General features: G+C 71.0%; 12 protein-coding genes. All 12 read right to left on the bottom strand.

Features of this window, described 5'->3' with window-relative positions:
* Positions 1 to 60: 60 nt before the first annotated feature.
* Positions 61 to 396 (bottom strand): RNA polymerase-binding protein RbpA, encoded by a 336-nt coding sequence (locus tag ACFU5F_RS09325; RefSeq protein WP_383884252.1) that lies wholly within the window; start codon positions 394 to 396, stop codon positions 61 to 63.
* 230 nt (positions 397 to 626) lie between these two features.
* A complete protein-coding gene (secG, locus tag ACFU5F_RS09330; RefSeq protein ID WP_029181151.1) occupies positions 627 to 857 on the bottom strand; it encodes a preprotein translocase subunit SecG in 231 nt (76 codons plus the stop codon).
* 100 nt (positions 858 to 957) lie between these two features.
* Entirely contained in the window at positions 958 to 1,734 is a 777-nt protein-coding gene (tpiA, locus tag ACFU5F_RS09335; RefSeq protein WP_383884255.1) for a triose-phosphate isomerase, read from the bottom strand.
* Between the two features lie 6 nt (positions 1,735 to 1,740).
* Entirely contained in the window at positions 1,741 to 2,952 is a 1,212-nt protein-coding gene (locus ACFU5F_RS09340) for a phosphoglycerate kinase (protein WP_383884257.1), read from the bottom strand.
* Between the two features lie 135 nt (positions 2,953 to 3,087).
* Positions 3,088 to 4,098, bottom strand: a complete 1,011-nt coding sequence (gap, locus tag ACFU5F_RS09345; protein WP_059079307.1) for a type I glyceraldehyde-3-phosphate dehydrogenase — start codon at positions 4,096 to 4,098, stop codon at positions 3,088 to 3,090.
* 269 nt (positions 4,099 to 4,367) lie between these two features.
* Positions 4,368 to 7,322, bottom strand: coding sequence for a M14 family zinc carboxypeptidase (locus ACFU5F_RS09350; RefSeq protein ID WP_383884260.1), 2,955 nt, complete (start codon positions 7,320 to 7,322; stop codon positions 4,368 to 4,370).
* Between the two features lie 178 nt (positions 7,323 to 7,500).
* Positions 7,501 to 8,490, bottom strand: coding sequence for a DNA-binding protein WhiA (gene whiA, locus ACFU5F_RS09355; protein WP_013004513.1), 990 nt, complete (start codon positions 8,488 to 8,490; stop codon positions 7,501 to 7,503).
* A complete protein-coding gene (gene yvcK / locus ACFU5F_RS09360; protein WP_383884264.1) occupies positions 8,481 to 9,560 on the bottom strand; it encodes a uridine diphosphate-N-acetylglucosamine-binding protein YvcK in 1,080 nt (359 codons plus the stop codon). Before yvcK ends, whiA begins: the two co-directional genes overlap by 10 nt.
* Positions 9,557 to 10,627, bottom strand: coding sequence for an RNase adapter RapZ (rapZ, locus tag ACFU5F_RS09365; protein WP_383884267.1), 1,071 nt, complete (start codon positions 10,625 to 10,627; stop codon positions 9,557 to 9,559). Before rapZ ends, yvcK begins: the two co-directional genes overlap by 4 nt.
* On the bottom strand, positions 10,624 to 12,708 hold the full coding sequence (uvrC, locus tag ACFU5F_RS09370; protein WP_383884270.1) for an excinuclease ABC subunit UvrC: 2,085 nt from the start codon (positions 12,706 to 12,708) through the stop codon (positions 10,624 to 10,626). The genes rapZ and uvrC overlap by 4 nt, the downstream gene beginning before the upstream one ends.
* A gap of 83 nt (positions 12,709 to 12,791) precedes the next feature.
* Positions 12,792 to 13,463 (bottom strand): response regulator, encoded by a 672-nt coding sequence (locus ACFU5F_RS09375; RefSeq protein WP_383884273.1) that lies wholly within the window; start codon positions 13,461 to 13,463, stop codon positions 12,792 to 12,794.
* Positions 13,464 to 13,768: 305 nt separating this feature from the next.
* Positions 13,769 to 16,522 (bottom strand): PAS domain S-box protein, encoded by a 2,754-nt coding sequence (locus ACFU5F_RS09380; RefSeq protein WP_383884275.1) that lies wholly within the window; start codon positions 16,520 to 16,522, stop codon positions 13,769 to 13,771.
* Between the last annotated feature and the right edge of the window lie 29 nt (positions 16,523 to 16,551).

Here is a 16,551-nt window from a genome sequence, read left to right on the forward strand (position 1 = left end):
CGGGAGAACCCCCGGAACATCTCCGGCCGGGCACCCAGGGTGCCCGGCCGGTGTCGACGTCTAGATCTCGCCCCGCAGTTTGGCGAGCGCCTCGGCGAGGATCGCCTCGCCGTCCGCGTCGCTGCGGCGCTCCCGCACATAGGCGAGGTGCGTCTTGTAGGGCTCGGTGCGGGGTGGGGCCGGGGGGTTGTCCCGGTCCTGTCCGGCCGGGAAGCCGCAACGCGGGCAGTCCCAGGTGTCGGGGACCTGTGCGTCGCTGGCGAAGCTCGGCTGGGTCTCGTGTTCGTTGGAGCACCAGAAGGAGATGCGCAGCCGGGGTGCGGACTCGCCGCGCTCGGCTTCGCCCATCGGCCCCGCCCCGACCCGGCTTCCTCGGATCGCGTTGCCACTTGCCACGGTCGTAACTCCCTGCGTGATGGTGCGACGAAGCGAGTCGGCGTTTCGCTTCGCTGCGAGCGCCACAGTCTACGTAAGGCCCAACGCGCGTCCAGTGATGGGAGTTACATCCCGCACACAGACGCAAGCCCCATGATAGGCCGCGTTCGAAGTCGCGTACCCGTCATGGGGCTTTACGTGCGGATTGGTGCGTCCGTGACGCGTTGTCCCGCCGGCTCCGGCCTGTGGGGTCAGTTGTTGACCTTCATCAGGATGCCGAGGACGACGATGCACGCGAACCACAGCAGACCGACCACGACGGTGATCCGGTCGAGGTTGCGCTCGGCGACCGAGGAGCCGCCGACGGAGGACTGCATACCGCCACCGAACATGTCGGAGAGGCCGCCGCCCTTGCCCTTGTGCATCAGCACCAGCAGCATCATCAGCAGGCTGAAGACGATCAGGGCGATCGAGAACCCCATAACCACGGCTGGACCAACTTCCTCGGATTCTGATGGACTGCGGGGACCGGCCGCGTGGCCGGTCCCCGCAAGAGTACGACGTTACGCCGTCAGGGCCTACTCACTGGTCGCGGAAGCGCACGATCTTGACGAACTCGTCGGCGTCCAGCGAGGCACCGCCGACGAGAGCGCCGTCGATGTCGGCCTGGGCCATGATCTCGGCGACGTTGCCGGCCTTGACCGAGCCGCCGTACTGGATGCGGACCTTGTCGGCCAGCTCCTGACCGTACAGCTCGGCGAGCTTGGCTCGGATGGCCGCGCACACCTCCTGGGCGTCCTCGGCGCCGCAGACCTTGCCGGTGCCGATGGCCCAGACGGGCTCGTAGGCGACCACGACGGTCTCCGCGTGCTCGGCGGGGACGTCCTTCAGACCGCCCTCGACCTGGGCGAGCGTGTGGGAGACGTGGTTGCCCGCCTCGCGGACCTCCAGCTCCTCGCCGACGCACAGGATCGGGGTCAGACCGTGCTTGTAGGCGGCCTTGACCTTGGCGTTGACGATCTCGTCGGTCTCGTCGTGGTACTGGCGGCGCTCGGAGTGGCCGATCGCCACGAACGTGCACTTGAGCTTGGCCAGCATCGGCCCGGAGATCTCGCCGGTGTAGGCGCCGGAGTCGTGGGCCGAGACGTCCTGGGCGCCGTACTTGATCTTGAGCTTGTCGCCGTCGACCAGGGTCTGGACCGAGCGCAGGTCGGTGAAGGGCGGCAGGACCGCGACCTCACAGGCCTCGTAGTCCTTGTCGGCGAGGGCGAAGGCGAGCTTCTGGACGTGCGCGATGGCCTCGAGGTGGTTGAGGTTCATCTTCCAGTTGCCCGCCATCAGGGGCGTACGCGTGCTCATTGAGGGTCAGTCCTCCAGTGCGGCGAGGCCGGGGAGCGTCTTGCCCTCGAGGTATTCGAGGGAGGCGCCGCCACCGGTCGAGATGTGGCCGAATGCGTTCTCGTCGAAGCCCAGGATGCGCACGGCCGCGGCGGAGTCGCCGCCGCCGACGACCGTGAAGGCCTTGGAATCGAGGAGTGCCTGGGCGACCGCCTTGGTGCCCTCGGCGAAATCGGGGTGTTCGAAGACGCCCATGGGGCCGTTCCAGAAGACGGTGGCGGCGTCGGCGATCTTCGAGGCGTACAGCGTGGCGGACTCCGGACCGATGTCCAGGCCCATCTGCCCGGCCGGCATGGCGTCCGCGGCGACCGCGGTGGCGTCGGCCGGAGCCTTGGCCTTCAGGTCCGGGAAGGCGGGGGCGACGACGGCGTCCACGGGCAGGACGATCTCGACGCCGGTCCGCTCCGCGCGCTCCAGGTACTCGGTGACCGCGCCGAGCTGGTCCTCCTGGAGGAGGGAGCCGCCGACCTCGTACCCCTTGGCCTTGAGGAAGGTGTACGCCATGCCGCCGCCGATGAGGATGCGGTCGGCCTTGCCGAGCAGCTGGTCGATGACCGCGAGCTTGTCGGAGACCTTGGCGCCGCCGAGCGCGACCACGTAGGGCCGCTGGACATCGTCCGTGAGCTTCTTCAGGACGCCGACCTCGGTGGCGATGAGGTACCCGGCGTAGTGCGGCAGCCGGGCCGGGAGGTCGAAGACCGAGGCGTGCTTGCGGTGGACCGCGCCGAACCCGTCGCCGACGTAGACGTCCGCGAGGGCGGCCAGCCGGTCGGCGAAGGCGCCGCGCTCGGCGTCGTCCTTGCTGGTCTCACCGGCGTTGAAGCGGAGGTTCTCGAGGACGGCGACCTGTCCGTCGCCCAGGGCGGCGACGGTGGCGGTGGCTGAGTCGCCGACCGTGTCCGTCGCGAACGCCACGTCGGCGCCGAGGAGTTCACCGAGGCGGGCGGCGGCCGGGGCCAGGGAGAAGGCGGGATCCGGGGCGCCCTTGGGGCGGCCCAGGTGGGAGGCGACGACGACGCGCGCGCCCGCCTCGGCCAGCGCCTTGACCGTGGGCAGCACGGCGCGGATGCGGCCGTCGTCGGTGATGGTGGTGCCGTCCAGCGGCACGTTGAGGTCGGCGCGGACGAAGACCCGCTTGCCGGCGACTGGCTCGGCGAGGAGTTCGTCGATCGTCTTCATGAAGGAGGGCTCCCGGGGAGGACTGGTGGTGCTCGTGATCGTAGGAGGGCCTTTTCTTACGTGAGGCAGGGCCCGGGCGGCGCGTCCCTGCGCCGCCCGAGCCCTGCCTTCACACGGAGGTGCCTGCTCTGTCGGTCAGAGCTGCTCGCCGACGAAGACCGTGAGGTCGACGAGGCGGTTGGAGTAGCCCCACTCGTTGTCGTACCAGCCGAGGATCTTCACCGTGTTGCCCTCCTGGACCATGGTCAGGGAGGAGTCGAAGGTGCAGGAGGCCGGGTCGCTGACGATGTCCGAGGAGACGATCTCGTCCTCGGTGTAGGCCAGGTAGCCCTTGAGGGCGCCGTCCTCGGAGGCCTTCTTGAACGCGGCGTTGACCTCGTCCTTGGTGACCTCGCGCTGCAGCGTGACGACCAGGTCGGTGGCCGAGCCGGTCGGGACCGGGACGCGCATCGCGATGCCGTCGAGCTTGCCCTTGAGCTGCGGGAGGACCAGCGCGGTGGCCTTCGCGGCACCCGTGGTGGTCGGGATGATGTTCTCGGCGGCGGCGCGGGCGCGGCGCAGGTCCGAGTGCGGGAAGTCCAGGATGCGCTGGTCGTTGGTGTACGCGTGGACCGTCGTCATCAGACCCTTGACGATGCCGAAGTTCTCGTCGAGGACCTTGGCCATCGGCGCCACACAGTTGGTGGTGCAGGAGGCGTTGGAGATGACGTGGTGGTTGGCCGCGTCGTACTTGTCCTGGTTGACGCCCATCACGATGGTGATGTCCTCGTCCTTGGCCGGAGCCGAGATGAGGACCTTCTTGGCGCCGCCGGCGAGGTGCTTCGCGGCGTCGGCCTTCTTCGTGAAGATGCCGGTGGACTCGATGACGATGTCCACGCCCAGCTCGCCCCACGGGATGTCGGCGGGGTTGCGCTCGGAGAGGACCTTGATGGTGTGGCCGTCCACGGTGATCGTGTCGGCGGTGTGCGACACCTCTGCCTTGAGACGGCCCAGGATGGTGTCGTACTTCAGGAGGTGTGCGGTGGTCGCGGTGTCACCCAGGTCGTTGACAGCCACGATCTCGATGTCAGCACCCTGCTCCAGCAGCGCGCGGAAGTAGTTACGACCGATGCGGCCAAAGCCGTTGATGCCTACGCGGATCGTCACGAACCGATCTCCTCGTTGGTACGCCGGCTCAGTGCCGGCGAGCTGTATGGGATGTCCCCGACCGCCTACGACCCTACCTCCCCGGGGCCCGTCGGGTGACATCGAGATGCCCTATACATGCCGGTGCGGTCCGTACTCGCCGGTAGGGGTACGGACCGCCCTGGTTTTACAAGGTGATTACCTTTTGAGCGACCCCCCGATCATCTGATTTCAGACGTCCGGAGGGCCGCTCACGAGGGCGTTCGCCACCCGTTCGGCGCAGTCGGCACTCAGTTCTTCAGAGCCGCCAGCGCCTTGCCGAGCAGTGCCTTGCGGTCGGCCGCCGCGGGGACCTGCTCCAGACCGAAGCCCAGCAGCACCGTGTCGTCCGTGGTGACCGCGCCGAAGGTCTTGAACAGTTCACCCGACAGGCCCCAGTCCTTCACCACGGCGGGGCTGCCCGCGGGCGGGCCGGGCGTGCTCCAGGCGCCGAGCGACGTCTCGAAGCCCTCGACCGCGCCGGCCGTGCCGCCGATGACGACGGTGGCGTTGTCGGCCAGGACACCGCGGCCGCCGGACCCGGGGTCGGTGACGTAGCTGAGCGAGACCTCGACCTTCTTGCCGGCGTAGGCGGAGAGGTCGAACTCGACCTCCTGCCAGCCGTCCGAGGCTCCGGTGAAGCTGTTCCAGGCGCCGCTGGTGCCCGTGGGCGTGCAGCCGCCGGAGTTCAGGGTCAGGTACCGCTTCAGCGCCGGGTGGCCCTGGATGAAGTACCCGGCCTCGCACTCGACGGGCACGGCGGTGGAGGTGGCGCCGCCGGCCTCCGGCAGCGTCGTCCAGTCGTCCGCCCCCACCGTGTGCGCCTCAAGGAGGGCGTGGTCATACCCTTCCTCGGTGTTCCACAGGAGCTGGGTGCGCAGGGTGGGCTCGTCCGCCGCGGTCACCGAGGTGAGGTCGATGGTGCGGGTGAGACGGTTCCAGGCGTAGTCGGTGTGCGTGGCGGCCGCCATGGACGCGCCCTCGTACGGGCCGTACGGGTTGACGGTCCCGGGGTACTGGCCCGCGCCGGCGCTCTTGAACTGCGGGAAGTTCTCCACGGGCAGCGCGTCCGAGGTGACCCCGAACGAACCGGCCGTGTTCAGCGGGTTCCCGGGCGCGTCGCCGAGCTTGCCGCTGAAGCCGCCGAGCTTGCCGAGGCCCGCGAAGGCGGTGGCGTTCGGCAGGGAGGTGCGGTTGTAGGCGCCCAGGTAGTACTGGCTGAAGTCGTTCGAGAGGGTGCCCCCGCCGAGGTCGACGGAGCCGCCGGCGCTCTCGCCCGCCTCGATCAGCTTGCCGCCCTCGTTGAGGTAGGCGCGCAGCGCGAGCTGGGTGGCGACGCCCGGACGGACGGCGCCCGTGTAGTGCACGACGGTCTTGAAGTGCTCCAGTACGCCGAGCGCGTCGGGAGCGCCCTGGGTCGCGACGTCCCAGACGAGCGCCCTCTTGTTGTTGGCCTTCAGCGCGTCGAGGTAGGCCCCCGTCTGGGTCGCGGTCGCGCCCTCCTCCGCGACGACGAGGATGTCGCCCTTGGGGCGCTCGGCGACGGTGTAGGTGAAGCGCTCGCTCCTGGTGGGCTTGCCGCTCTTGGTCTCGCCGGTGAACCAGACCTCGACCTTGTCGCCGGGCTCGCCCTCGCGCACCCTGGCCCGGTACTCGTCGAACCAGAGGTTGTCCTCACCGCCGAAGGTCTCGCCGCCCTTCCAGGCCTTGAGCCTCTCCTGGTACGTGCGGCCGCTGCCGTTGACCCGGTAGTTCAGCTCCTTGTCGGTCACGGACCGGCGCGCGACGACGGAGACCTCCTGCTTCTTGCCGCGCGAGTACGACGTGGCGAACGTGGCCGGGGTGAAGTCGGGGGCGTCGACGCCGACCGAGGACTTCGGCCGGTCGGGCGTGACGGCGGACTCGGCGACGGAGAGCGCGAACGGGATGTTCTTCGCGAACTCCTGCTGGATCAGCTTCTCGTCGTCCGGGAACGTGAAGACGGAGGCGCAGTCCTCGGGCTTCCAGGCGTCGTTCGGGTCGATGCCCGACACCGTCTGGCAGGTCGACATCTCGGGGGTGAACATCGCCGTGCCGTTGACGTTGGCCGCGTGGCCGTCCGCCTCGCCGTTGGTGGTGTACAGCTCGGAGGAGAGCTGGGGGTGGTAGCCGGGGACCGCGGGGTTCTCCGGGGTGCCGGCCAGCGACTTGTAGAGCACGTCGTCCGGGCTGGGGCTGGCCACCTGCCATCCGACGCCGTAGAGGATGAGCTCGGCGGCCGAGTGGTAGTTGATGCCGTACTCGAAGCCGATGCGCTTCTCGAAGGCGTCCAGGGCCTTGGTCTCGGGCTCCGAGCCGGGGGTGGCGCCGCGGTAGGTCTCGCTGGTGGGGAACGGGGACGAGCCCTCGTTGTCGTAGCCCCACTTGTAGGCGAAGTTGCGGTTGAGGTCGACGCCGTCACCGACCGTGATGGCGTTGTCGCCGTTGACGTCCCGCAGGTTCTTGCGCCACTGGCGGTTGGCGGCGTCACGGTGGGTGAAGTCGTAGCCGTCGGGGTTGGCGGAGATCACGAACCACAGCTCGGTGGAGTCGACGATCTTCTTGATCCGCTTGTCCGTCTTGTAGTTGTCCAGGTAGTGGTGCAGCAGGCGCCGGGTCATCTCCGGAGTGATCCACTCGCGCGCGTGCTGGTTGGACATGTACAGCACGGACGGCTTGGCGCCGTCCTTGGTCTTCTTCGCGTCCTTGGTCAGCTTGACCGCGAGGATGTCCTGCCCCTGGAGGGACTTGCCGATGGAGACCACCTTGGTCAGGGAGGGGTTCTCCTGCCCCGTGCGGAGGATCTCCTCCTTGATGTTCCCGGCTCCGCTGTAGGGGCGGTAGACCCCGTCGGCGGCGGCCTCGACACGCGCCTCCGCCTTGCGCGTGAGCTGGTGCTCCCTCAGCTCGACGCCCTGTTCCTCCAGGGCGTCCGCCTGCTTGTCGGTGAGGTAGACCTCGACCGACGCGGTGCCCTTCTCCGGCGCCTGCTCGCTGAGTTCGTGGCCGTCCTGCCCGGCGGCGAGCAGCAGCGGTATCTGCTTCTTCGTCACCTCGGCCCGGAAGACCTTGACTTCGTCGGTGTCGGAGCCGTCGTTCTCGGCAGCCTGGGCCAGCGGCGCGAGACCCGCGCCGCCGCCCAGCAGGAGCGCGCCGGCAGCGAGGATCGATCTCGCTCTTCGTCTCATGAGCCCCCCTTGCGTGGTTCGCCCCAGTAGCGAACAGACGCCAGGCTCATGTCAGATCTGGGCCAAGTCAAGGAGGCGGCACAGGCCAATCACATAATTCACGCGGAAAGCAGAAAGCCGGTGCCGACAGGCCCAAGTGGGCGTCGGCACCGGCGAGTTGGGGCCTCCTGGCGGCCTGTCACCCCACCAGGTTTTCGGCCATCTCCTCGGTGATGCTGGACTCTGTCCCCGGGATGCCGAGGTCCGAGGCGCGCTTGTCGGCCATGGCCAACAGGCGGCGGATCCGGCCCGCGACGGCATCCTTGGTGAGCGGCGGGTCGGCGAGCGCGCCCAGCTCCTCCAGGGATGCCTGCTTGTGCTCCATCCGCAGCCGTCCGGCGGCCGCGAGGTGCTCGGGGACGTCGTCGGCGAGGATCTCCAGGGCGCGGCCGACCCGGGCGCCGGCCGCGACGGCGGCACGGGCCGAGCGGCGCAGGTTGGCGTCGTCGAAGTTGGCGAGCCGGTTCGCCGTGGCCCGGACCTCGCGGCGCATCCGCCGCTCCTCCCAGGCCAGCACGGACTCGTGCGCGCCGAGGCGGGTCAGGAGCGCGCCGATGGCGTCCCCGTCCCGGACGACGACCCGGTCCACGCCCCGCACCTCGCGCGCCTTCGCCCCGATCGACAGCCGGCGGGCGGCGCCGACCAGCGCGAGAGCGGCCTCCGGGCCCGGGCAGGTGACCTCCAGGGAGGACGAGCGGCCGGGCTCGGTGAGCGAGCCGTGGGCGAGGAAGGCCCCGCGCCAGGCCGCCTCGGCGTCACAGGTGGCCCCGGAGACGACCTGCGGGGGGAGGCCCCGGATGGGGCGGCCGCGGCCGTCCACCAGACCGGTCTGCCGGGCCAGCTGGTCGCCGCCCGCCACCACGCGGACGACATAGCGCGAGCCTCTGCGCAGGCCGCCGGGTGCCATCACGATCAGTTCGGAGCTGTGGCCGAAGATCTCCAGGATGTCCCGCTTGAGCCGACGGGCCGCCATCGCGGTGTCCAGCTCCGCCTCGATCACGATGCGCCCGCTCACCAGGTGCAGCCCGCCCGCGAACCGCAGGATCGCCGAGACCTCCGCCTTTCTGCAGCAGGTCCGGGTGACGGGTAGCCGGGAGATCTCGTCCTTCACCGCTGCCGTCATCGCCATGGGCCGATCCTTCCATGCATCCGAAAAATACGGTCGTACGCGGCGGCCAACAGCTCCGGGTCGTGCCGCGGAGATCCGTCGGTCCTGGCCACCGGCGCCAGCTCGACCGCGGCACCGAACCGTTCGGCGGCTTCGGTCAGGGAGTCGCGGTCGGGCACGGCGGCCTCGTCGGCCAGCACCACGTCCAGGGCGAGTTTAGGGGCGTGTCGTGCCAAAACCTCCAAATGACGCTGCGGGGAGAAGCCATCGGTTTCTCCCGGCTGCGGTGCGAGGTTCAGCGACAGCACGAGCCGGGCCTTGGTCTCGGTGAGCGCGTCGAGCAGCTCGGGCACGAGCAGGTGCGGGATCACGGAGGAGAACCAGGAGCCGGGGCCGAGCACCACCCAGTCGGCGTCGCGGACCGCCGCGACGGCCTCGGGCACGGCGGGCGGGTCGCCCGGCACGACGTGCACGGACTGCACCTCGCCGGGGGTGAGCGCGACGGTCGCCTGCCCCCGTACGGTCCCGACCTCCTCCGGGCGGGCCGGGTCGTGCCCCTTGACCAGGGCCTGGAGCTCCAGCGGCACGGCGGACATGGGCAGCACCCGGCCCTGGGCGCCCAGCAGCCTGCCCACCAGGTCGAGGGCCTGGACGTGGTCGCCGAGCTGCTCCCACAGGGCGACGATCAGCAGATTGCCGACCGCGTGCTCGTGCAGCTCGCCCTGGGACTGGAAACGGTGCTGGATGACGCGGGCCCAGGTCTGGCCCCAGTCGTCGTCGCCGCACAGCGCGGCCAGCGCCTTGCGCAGATCGCCGGGCGGCAGGACGCCCAGCTCGTCCCTAAGACGCCCGCTGGAGCCGCCGTCGTCGGCCACGGTGACGACGGCGGTGAGGTCGCCGGTGATCCGGCGCAGCGCGGCGAGCGAGGCGGACAGGCCCATGCCGCCGCCGAGCGCGACGACCTTGGGCTGGGCGCCCCGGCGGCGGGGCCGGGCCCCGCGGGTCTCGGCGGGCCTTTCCGCACGGCCCTCCGGGACGACCCGGCGCAGTCTGCTCAGCCGACTCAGCCGCGACGAGGTGGGTCCGGTCACTCGCGCCCCATGTCCCGGTGCACGACGACGGTCTCGACGCCCTGGGAGGCGAGGCGGGCGGCGAGCTTCTCGGAGGTGGCGACCGAGCGGTGCTTGCCGCCGGTGCAGCCGACCGCGATGGTCACGTACCGCTTGCCCTCGCGGCGGTAGCCGGCGGCGATCATCTGCAGCAGCTCGGTGTAGCGGTCGAGGAACTCCTTGGCTCCGGGCTGGTTGAAGACGTACGCGGAGACCTCCTCGTTGAGTCCGGTGAACGGGCGCAGCTCCGGGACCCAGTGGGGGTTCGGCAGGAAGCGCATGTCCACGACCAGGTCGGCGTCGACGGGGAGGCCGTACTTGAAGCCGAAGGACATGACGGTGGCCCGCAGCTCCGGCTCCTCCTCGCCGGCGAACTGAGCGTCCATCTTGGCGCGCAGCTCGTGCACGTTCAGGCTGGAGGTGTCGATGACCAGGTCGGCGTCGCCGCGCAGCTCGCGCAGCAGCTCCCGCTCGGCGGCGATGCCGTCGGTGATGCGGCCGTCGCCCTGGAGGGGGTGCGGGCGGCGGACCGACTCGAAGCGGCGCACCAGGGCGTCGTCCGAGGACTCCAGGAAGACGATGCGCCGGGTGACGTGCTTGGTCTCCAGGTCGGCGAGGGAGTCACGCAGGTTGTCGAAGAAGCGGCGGCCGCGGACGTCGACGACGACCGCGATCCGGGCCACGTTCCCCTGGGAGCGGGCGCCGAGCTCCACCATGGTGGGGATCAGCGCGGGCGGCAGGTTGTCGACGACGAACCAGCCGAGGTCCTCCAGACACTTGGCGGCCGTGGACCGTCCGGCGCCGGACATGCCGGAGATGATGACCAGCTCGGGGATGGCCGCCTCGGGGACCCCGGCTGTTTCGTTGCCCGTACTCACGTGTGCTCCGTCTTCCTGTGGCGCTGGGTGCCGCGGGGCAGCGTCGCCCACCGCGCTGTGGGCCGCCCCGTGCTCCGCTGTGTGCTCGTCGTGCTGTTCCTCCGGACGCTCCGCGCGCTCCGGCGGTTCTGGCTGCTCCGGGGGTCCCGGTCGCTGGTCGTGCTCGGTCATGTCTCCTGCCCTCGCCGCCGGTCCGGGGTGCCCGCGGCCACGGGCTCCCCCGAGGGGTCCGCGGTCGTACCGGGCTCCTCTTCCTCAATGATCTCTCCCGTGGCCGTGTTCACGGCGGGTGCGGCCGGAGCCGCCTCGGCGAGGGCCACGGCGATGGTCTCGGCCGTCTTGCGGCCTATGCCGGGGACCTCGCAGATCTGGTCGATCGTCGCGGAGCGGAGCCTCTTCAGCGAGCCGAAGTGCTTCAGCAGGGCCTGCTTGCGGGCCTCCCCGAGGCCGGGCACGTCGTCCAAGGGGCTTGCCCGGAAACGCTTGGCGCGTTTGGTGCGCTGGTAGGTGATGGCGAAGCGGTGGGCCTCGTCGCGGACCCGCTGCAGGAGGTAGAGGCCCTCGCTGCTGCGGGGCAGGACCACCGGGTCGTCGTCGCCGGGCACCCAGACCTCCTCCAGGCGCTTGGCGAGGCCGCAGACGGCGATGTCGTCGATGCCCAGCTCGTCGAGCGCCCGCCGGGCGGCGGCGACCTGCGGCTGTCCGCCGTCGACGACGACGAGCTGGGGCGGGTAGGCGAACCGCCTGGGCCGGCCGTCCTCCTCGGTGAGGGCGTTCCGGTCGTTCCCGGTGTTCCCGTCCTCCTCGACCCACTCGCCGGTCTTCTCCTTCTCCGCGAGGTAGCGCCGGAAGCGGCGGGCGATGACCTCGTGCATGGAGCGGACGTCGTCCTGGCCCTCGCCGTGCCAGACCTGGGTGTCCCCGACCCGGCCCTTGATCTGGAAGCGGCGGTACTCGCTCTTGCGGGCCAGTCCGTCCTCGAAGACGACCATGGAGGCCACGACGTCGTCGCCCTGGAGGTGGGAGATGTCGTAGCACTCGATCCGCAGCGGGGCGCTGTCCAGGTCGAGGGCCTCGGCGATCTCCTCCAGCGCGCGGGAGCGGGTCGTGAGGTCGGAGGCCCGCCTGGTCTTGTGCAGGACGAGCGACTGCTGGGCGTTGCGCTCGACGGTCTCCATGAGCGCCTTCTTGTCGCCGCGCTGCGGGACGCGCAGGGAGACCTGGGCCCCGCGACGCCCGGTGAGCCACTGCTGCACGGGCCCGACGGGGTCGGGCAGCGCCGGGACGAGGACCTCCTTGGGCACGGCGTCGCCGGTCTCCTCGCCGTACAGCTGCTGGAGCGCGTGCTCGACGAGGTCACCGGTGGTGACGGCCTCGACCTTGTCGGTGACCCAGCCGCGCTGGCCGCGCACCCGTCCGCCGCGGACGTGGAAGATCTGGACGGCCGCCTCCAGCTCGTCCTCGGCGAGGGCGATCAGGTCGGCGTCGGTCGCGTCGGCGAGCACGACCGCGTTCTTCTCCATGGCCTTCTTCAGGGCCTCGATGTCGTCGCGCAGCCGGGCGGCCCGCTCGTACTCCATCTCCTCGGCCGCGTCCGTCATCCGCTTCTCCAGACGGCGGATGTACGTGCCGGTGCGCCCCGCCATGAAGTCGCTGAACTCGTCGGCCAGTTCGCGGTGTTCCTCGGCGGAGATCCGCTCGACGCAGGGGGCCGAGCACTTGCCGATGTAGCCGAGCAGGCAGGGCCGGCCGGTGCGGGCCGCGTTCTTGAACACCCCGGCCGAGCAGGTGCGGACGGGGAAGACGCGCAGCAGCAGGTCGACCGTGTCCCGGATCGCCCAGGCGTGCCCGTAGGGCCCGAAGTAGCGCACGCCCTTCTTCTTGTGCCCGCGCATCACCTGCACCCGCGGGTACTGCTCGTTCATCGTGACCGCGAGGTACGGGTAGCTCTTGTCGTCGCGGTACTTGACGTTGAACCGGGGGTCGAACTCCTTGATCCAGGAGTACTCCAGCTGCAGCGCCTCGACCTCCGTGGACACGACGGTCCACTCCACGGAGGCGGCCGTGGTGACCATCGTGCGGGTGCGCGGGTGGAGGCCGGTCAGGTCCTGGAAGTAGTTGGCCAGGCGCTGACGCAGGCTTTTCGCCTTCCCGACGTAGATCACCCGACGGTGCTCGTCACGGAACTTGTACACCCCGGGAGAGTCCGGGATCTGCCCCGGACTGGGGCGGTAGCTGGAGGGATCGGCCATGCTCCACACCCTACTGGCGGGGAGTGACAGCCCGGGGGCCGGTGGACGCGGCCGAGGGGCCGCACGCGCCCGCTCCGAGGGTTCTAGCGTGTCTCCAGGAACGTCAGCACCGCCAGCACCCTGCGGTGGTCGTCCGGCTCCTCGGGCAGCCGCAGTTTCCCGAGGATGCTGCGCACATGCTTCTCCACGGTGCCCTCGGTCACCCACAGCCGACGGCCGATCCCCGAGTTGGACCGCCCCTCGGCCATCAGACCGAGCACCTCCCGCTCACGGTTGCTGAGCATCGACAGCGGATCGTCACGTCGCTGCGCGGCCACCAGTTCCTGCACCAGCGACGGATCGACGACCGACCCTCCCCGGCGGATGCGGTCGAGGGTCTCCAGGAACTCGTCCACGACCGTGATCCGGCTCTTGAGCAGATAACCGATGCTGCGTCCGCCCGCCAGCAGCTCCAGCGCGTCCTCGACCTCGACGAACGCCGACAGCACCAGGATCCCCACCGCCGGGTACCGCTCCCGGATGGCGCCGGCGGCCTTCAGACCCTCCGTGGACTGCGTCGGCGGCATACGGATGTCGACGATCGCGATGTCCGGAAGCTCCCTCTCGACGAGGTCCATGAGCCCGTCGGCGTCGCCGGCCTGCCCCACCACCTCGTAGCCGACGCGCTCGCACAGGCTCGCCAGCCCCTCCCGCAGGAGCACGTCGTCGTCCGCGAGCACCACCCGTCCGCGCACCGGATGCTGATCGGCCTCCATGGTCCCGGCCTCCCCCTTGCCCGACCTGTCCGTTCGTTCGTCAGCCTGCCCGAACCCGGGTCTTACGGCTAGCCGGAAGCCTAGTTGGGGGAGGGCCGTGAAGACACCGGAACGTCTGTCCGCCATGCTCACTGATGTGCGGCCGCGGGTGGACCGGCGCCTCCGACGGGAGACAACGAGACATCCGCCTGCCCAGGGACCGGACGGCCGTCTCCGCCGTCCGATTCGGCCGCCCGGAACGTACGCCCGTACCGAGTCCCGAACTCCCCCCTTTGAACGGGCCTCACCGCGTACGCTTCGGGCGGTCATGAACGCGGCAGGACGGCCGTCGCATCCTCCTCGGGCGGCGTCGGCGGCAGCCGCACGCTCAGCGTCGTGCCGTCGCCGGGCGGGCTGGTGAGCGTCAACCGGCCGCCGATCGCCTCCACCCGGTCGATGAGCCCGATGAGCCCCGACCCCTTGCCGGGTTCCGCTCCCCCGGCGCCGTCGTCGCGGATGACCAGTTCCAGCACGCCCGAGCGCTCCTGGCCGGCCACGGTCACCACGCTCGCGCGCGCGTGCTTGACGGCGTTGGTGAGGCTCTCGGAGATGACGTAGTAGGCGGCCACCTCGACCTGCTCCGGGAACCGGGCCCTGCCGAACGCGAGATCGAGTTCCACGGGCACGGCGCAGCGCCGGGCCAGGGCGCGCAGGGCGGGCCCGAGGCCGCCCCGGGAGAGGATGGACGGGTGGATGCCCCGGGCCACCTGGAGCAGGTCGTGGAAGGTGTCGTCGAGGCCCTTGGCCAGCTGGTCCAGTTGCCGGGCGAGTTCCGAGGAGGGATCCGCCACCAGGGTCTGGGCCATCCGCAGCTCCAGCTGCAGGGAGACCAGGCGCTGCTGGACGCCGTCGTGCAGGTCGCGTTCGATGCGCCGCCTTGAGGCGTCCCCGGCGGCGACCACGCGCGCGCGGGACGCGGCCAGCTGGGCGCGGCTGTCGGCGTTGGCGATCGCGGTGGCGATCAGTTCGGTGAAGTCGGCGAGCCGGGACTCGGTGCCGCCGGGCAGCGGGTCGAGGAGCGAGGCCGCCACGACGACCCCCCACAGGCAGCCCTCGACGACGATGGGGGCGCCCACACAGGTGCCCGACCGGGCGGAGCGCCAGGTGCGGGCCACCGCGGTGACGGCCCTGCGGGCCGCCTCGCGGCGGGTGGTGCGGACGATCTCGGCGGCCTCGTCGCCGCGCGCGTGCGCGATCCCGAGGATCTTGACGCCGCCGTCGGACTCGTAGCGCAGGACGGCCGCCGCCGTGCCCAGCAGGGCCGCCACCTCCTCGGCGACCTTCCGGAACACGTCGGCGGGCGGCACCCCGCGCGCGACCGCGGTGGCGACCCGGCGCAGCGCGCTCTGTTCGAGCGCGGCCCGGCGGCTCTCGGTGACGTCGCGGGCGGCCGCGTAGATGAGGCCCTCCTCGGGGACCGGCCGGGCGCTCCACTGGAGCCAGCATTCGGTGCCGTCGGCGCGGAGGTACCGGTTCTCGAACTCGGCGACCTCGGTGCCGCTCGCCAGCAGCGCGACGGCCTCGCAGGTCTTGTCCCGGTCCTCCTCGTGGACGAAGTCGAGCAGGGGCCGGGAGGTCAGCGTCTCGATCGGATAGCCCAGGGTGCGTTCGAACGCCGGGTTCACGCGCTTGAAGTAGCCGTCGACGCCGCTGATGCAGAGCAGGTCCGCGGAGAGGTTGAAGATGCTCTCCAGTTCCTGTTCGGCCCGTCTGCGCCGGCCGTGGGCGGCGGCGAAGGAGGCCATGGTGCCGTTCATGCCGCCCAGCAGCTGCGCCCAGGTTCCGTCGAAGGAGTCGACGTCGGCCCGGTGTCCGAGGCGGCCCGCGTCGATCGCGGTGTTCATGGCGCGGATCTCGTCGGCCAGCCGTTCACCGGTCACCCGCAGCTCGCGGAAGGTGTCGGCCACGTCCCCGAGTTCGTCGCGTCCCGTGTAGCGGATGTCGTACGAGAGGTCGCCCTGCGACAGGGCGCGGGCGCCCGCGGAGACCTGGCCGAGGGGGCGGGTGATCGAGCGGCGCAGGGCCAGCGCGAGGAGGGTGACGAGGGCCAGGACGGCGAGGGAGATGCCGAGTTCGGTGAGGGCGCGGGCCCGTATGGCGCGCAGATCGCGGTGGGCGGTGTCGTCGAGTTCGCGGGCGGCCCGGTCCTGGATGCCGCGCAGGGCGTCGACATAGCGCTCGGAGTGACTGAGCCAGCTGTCGTACGAGGGCCAGTCGGCGGGCCGGGGGCCGGTGTCGGCGAGCAGGTCGCGGACGGTGCGGACCTCACGTCCGGGGGCCTCGAAGATCGCGGCGTGCAGCTCGGCCTTCAGTCCGTCGGAGGCGGTCAGCCGGAACCTTCTGAGCTGGGACTTCTCCAGTTCGGTCCAGCGGCCCGCGGCGGCGGTGGTGCGCCGTTCGCCGGGGGCGTGGAAGAGGATGGCGAGTTCCGCCCGTTCGCTCTCGGTGGCGGCGACGGCCCGCAGGATCGCCATGTGGGCGTCGGCGGCGCGGCCCGCGGCCCGGGTGGGGCGCCCGGCTTCGAGGCGGGCGACCGTGTCGAGCACCTTGTTCTGGACGACCTCGTAGCGCCGGGTGAGGGTCCGGGCGTCCAGCGAGCCGGTGCCCGTCTGGACCCGCAGTGCGTGCAGTTGCCGGCGTACGGCGTCGAGGTCACCGGCGACGTCGGAGCCGACCTGCCGGTCGACGGCTTCGCCGAAGGCGTGCCGCAGGGCCTCGTCGGTGACGCGCTGGGCCCGCGCCCGGCCGCCCAGGGTGCCCGGTCCGGCGCTCAGCCGGGCCTGGACCGCGGCGATCCGCTCACGGGCGACGGCACCGCCGACCTCGCTGGCCGCGAACGAGACCTCGATCGCGGTGTCGAAGTCGCGCAGGGTCCGCGCCTCCTGCCACTGGGCCAGGGCGGTGAACGCCGTGAAGGACAGCAGGACGGTGACCGGCAGCAGGACGAGCAGCATCAGCTTGGGGCCGACCCGCAGCCGTGCCAGGAACGGGACGGCGCCCGCGTTCGTGTTCGCCGTCATGTTCGGGTTCGTGTTCGCGGCAGGCCGGC

Origin of the sequence: Streptomyces sp. NPDC057438 (assembly GCF_042802995.1) — a bacterium.
Taxonomy (GTDB): domain Bacteria; phylum Actinomycetota; class Actinomycetes; order Streptomycetales; family Streptomycetaceae; genus Streptomyces.

What these genes read in the sequence shown, in the direction of transcription:
- rapZ (WP_383884267.1), bottom strand. Translation starts at nt 10,627, where the DNA reads ATGACCGAGCACGACCAGCGACCGGGACCCCCGGAGCAGCCAGAACCG.
- tpiA (WP_383884255.1), bottom strand. Translation starts at nt 1,734, where the DNA reads ATGAGCACGCGTACGCCCCTGATGGCGGGCAACTGGAAGATGAACCTC.
- ACFU5F_RS09380 (WP_383884275.1), bottom strand. Translation starts at nt 16,522, where the DNA reads ATGACGGCGAACACGAACGCGGGCGCCGTCCCGTTCCTGGCACGGCTG.
- ACFU5F_RS09375 (WP_383884273.1), bottom strand. Translation starts at nt 13,463, where the DNA reads ATGGAGGCCGATCAGCATCCGGTGCGCGGACGGGTGGTGCTCGCGGAC.
- ACFU5F_RS09340 (WP_383884257.1), bottom strand. Translation starts at nt 2,952, where the DNA reads ATGAAGACGATCGACGAACTCCTCGCCGAGCCAGTCGCCGGCAAGCGG.
- uvrC (WP_383884270.1), bottom strand. Translation starts at nt 12,708, where the DNA reads ATGGCCGATCCCTCCAGCTACCGCCCCAGTCCGGGGCAGATCCCGGAC.
- secG (WP_029181151.1), bottom strand. Translation starts at nt 857, where the DNA reads ATGGGGTTCTCGATCGCCCTGATCGTCTTCAGCCTGCTGATGATGCTG.
- ACFU5F_RS09350 (WP_383884260.1), bottom strand. Translation starts at nt 7,322, where the DNA reads ATGAGACGAAGAGCGAGATCGATCCTCGCTGCCGGCGCGCTCCTGCTG.
- whiA (WP_013004513.1), bottom strand. Translation starts at nt 8,490, where the DNA reads ATGGCGATGACGGCAGCGGTGAAGGACGAGATCTCCCGGCTACCCGTC.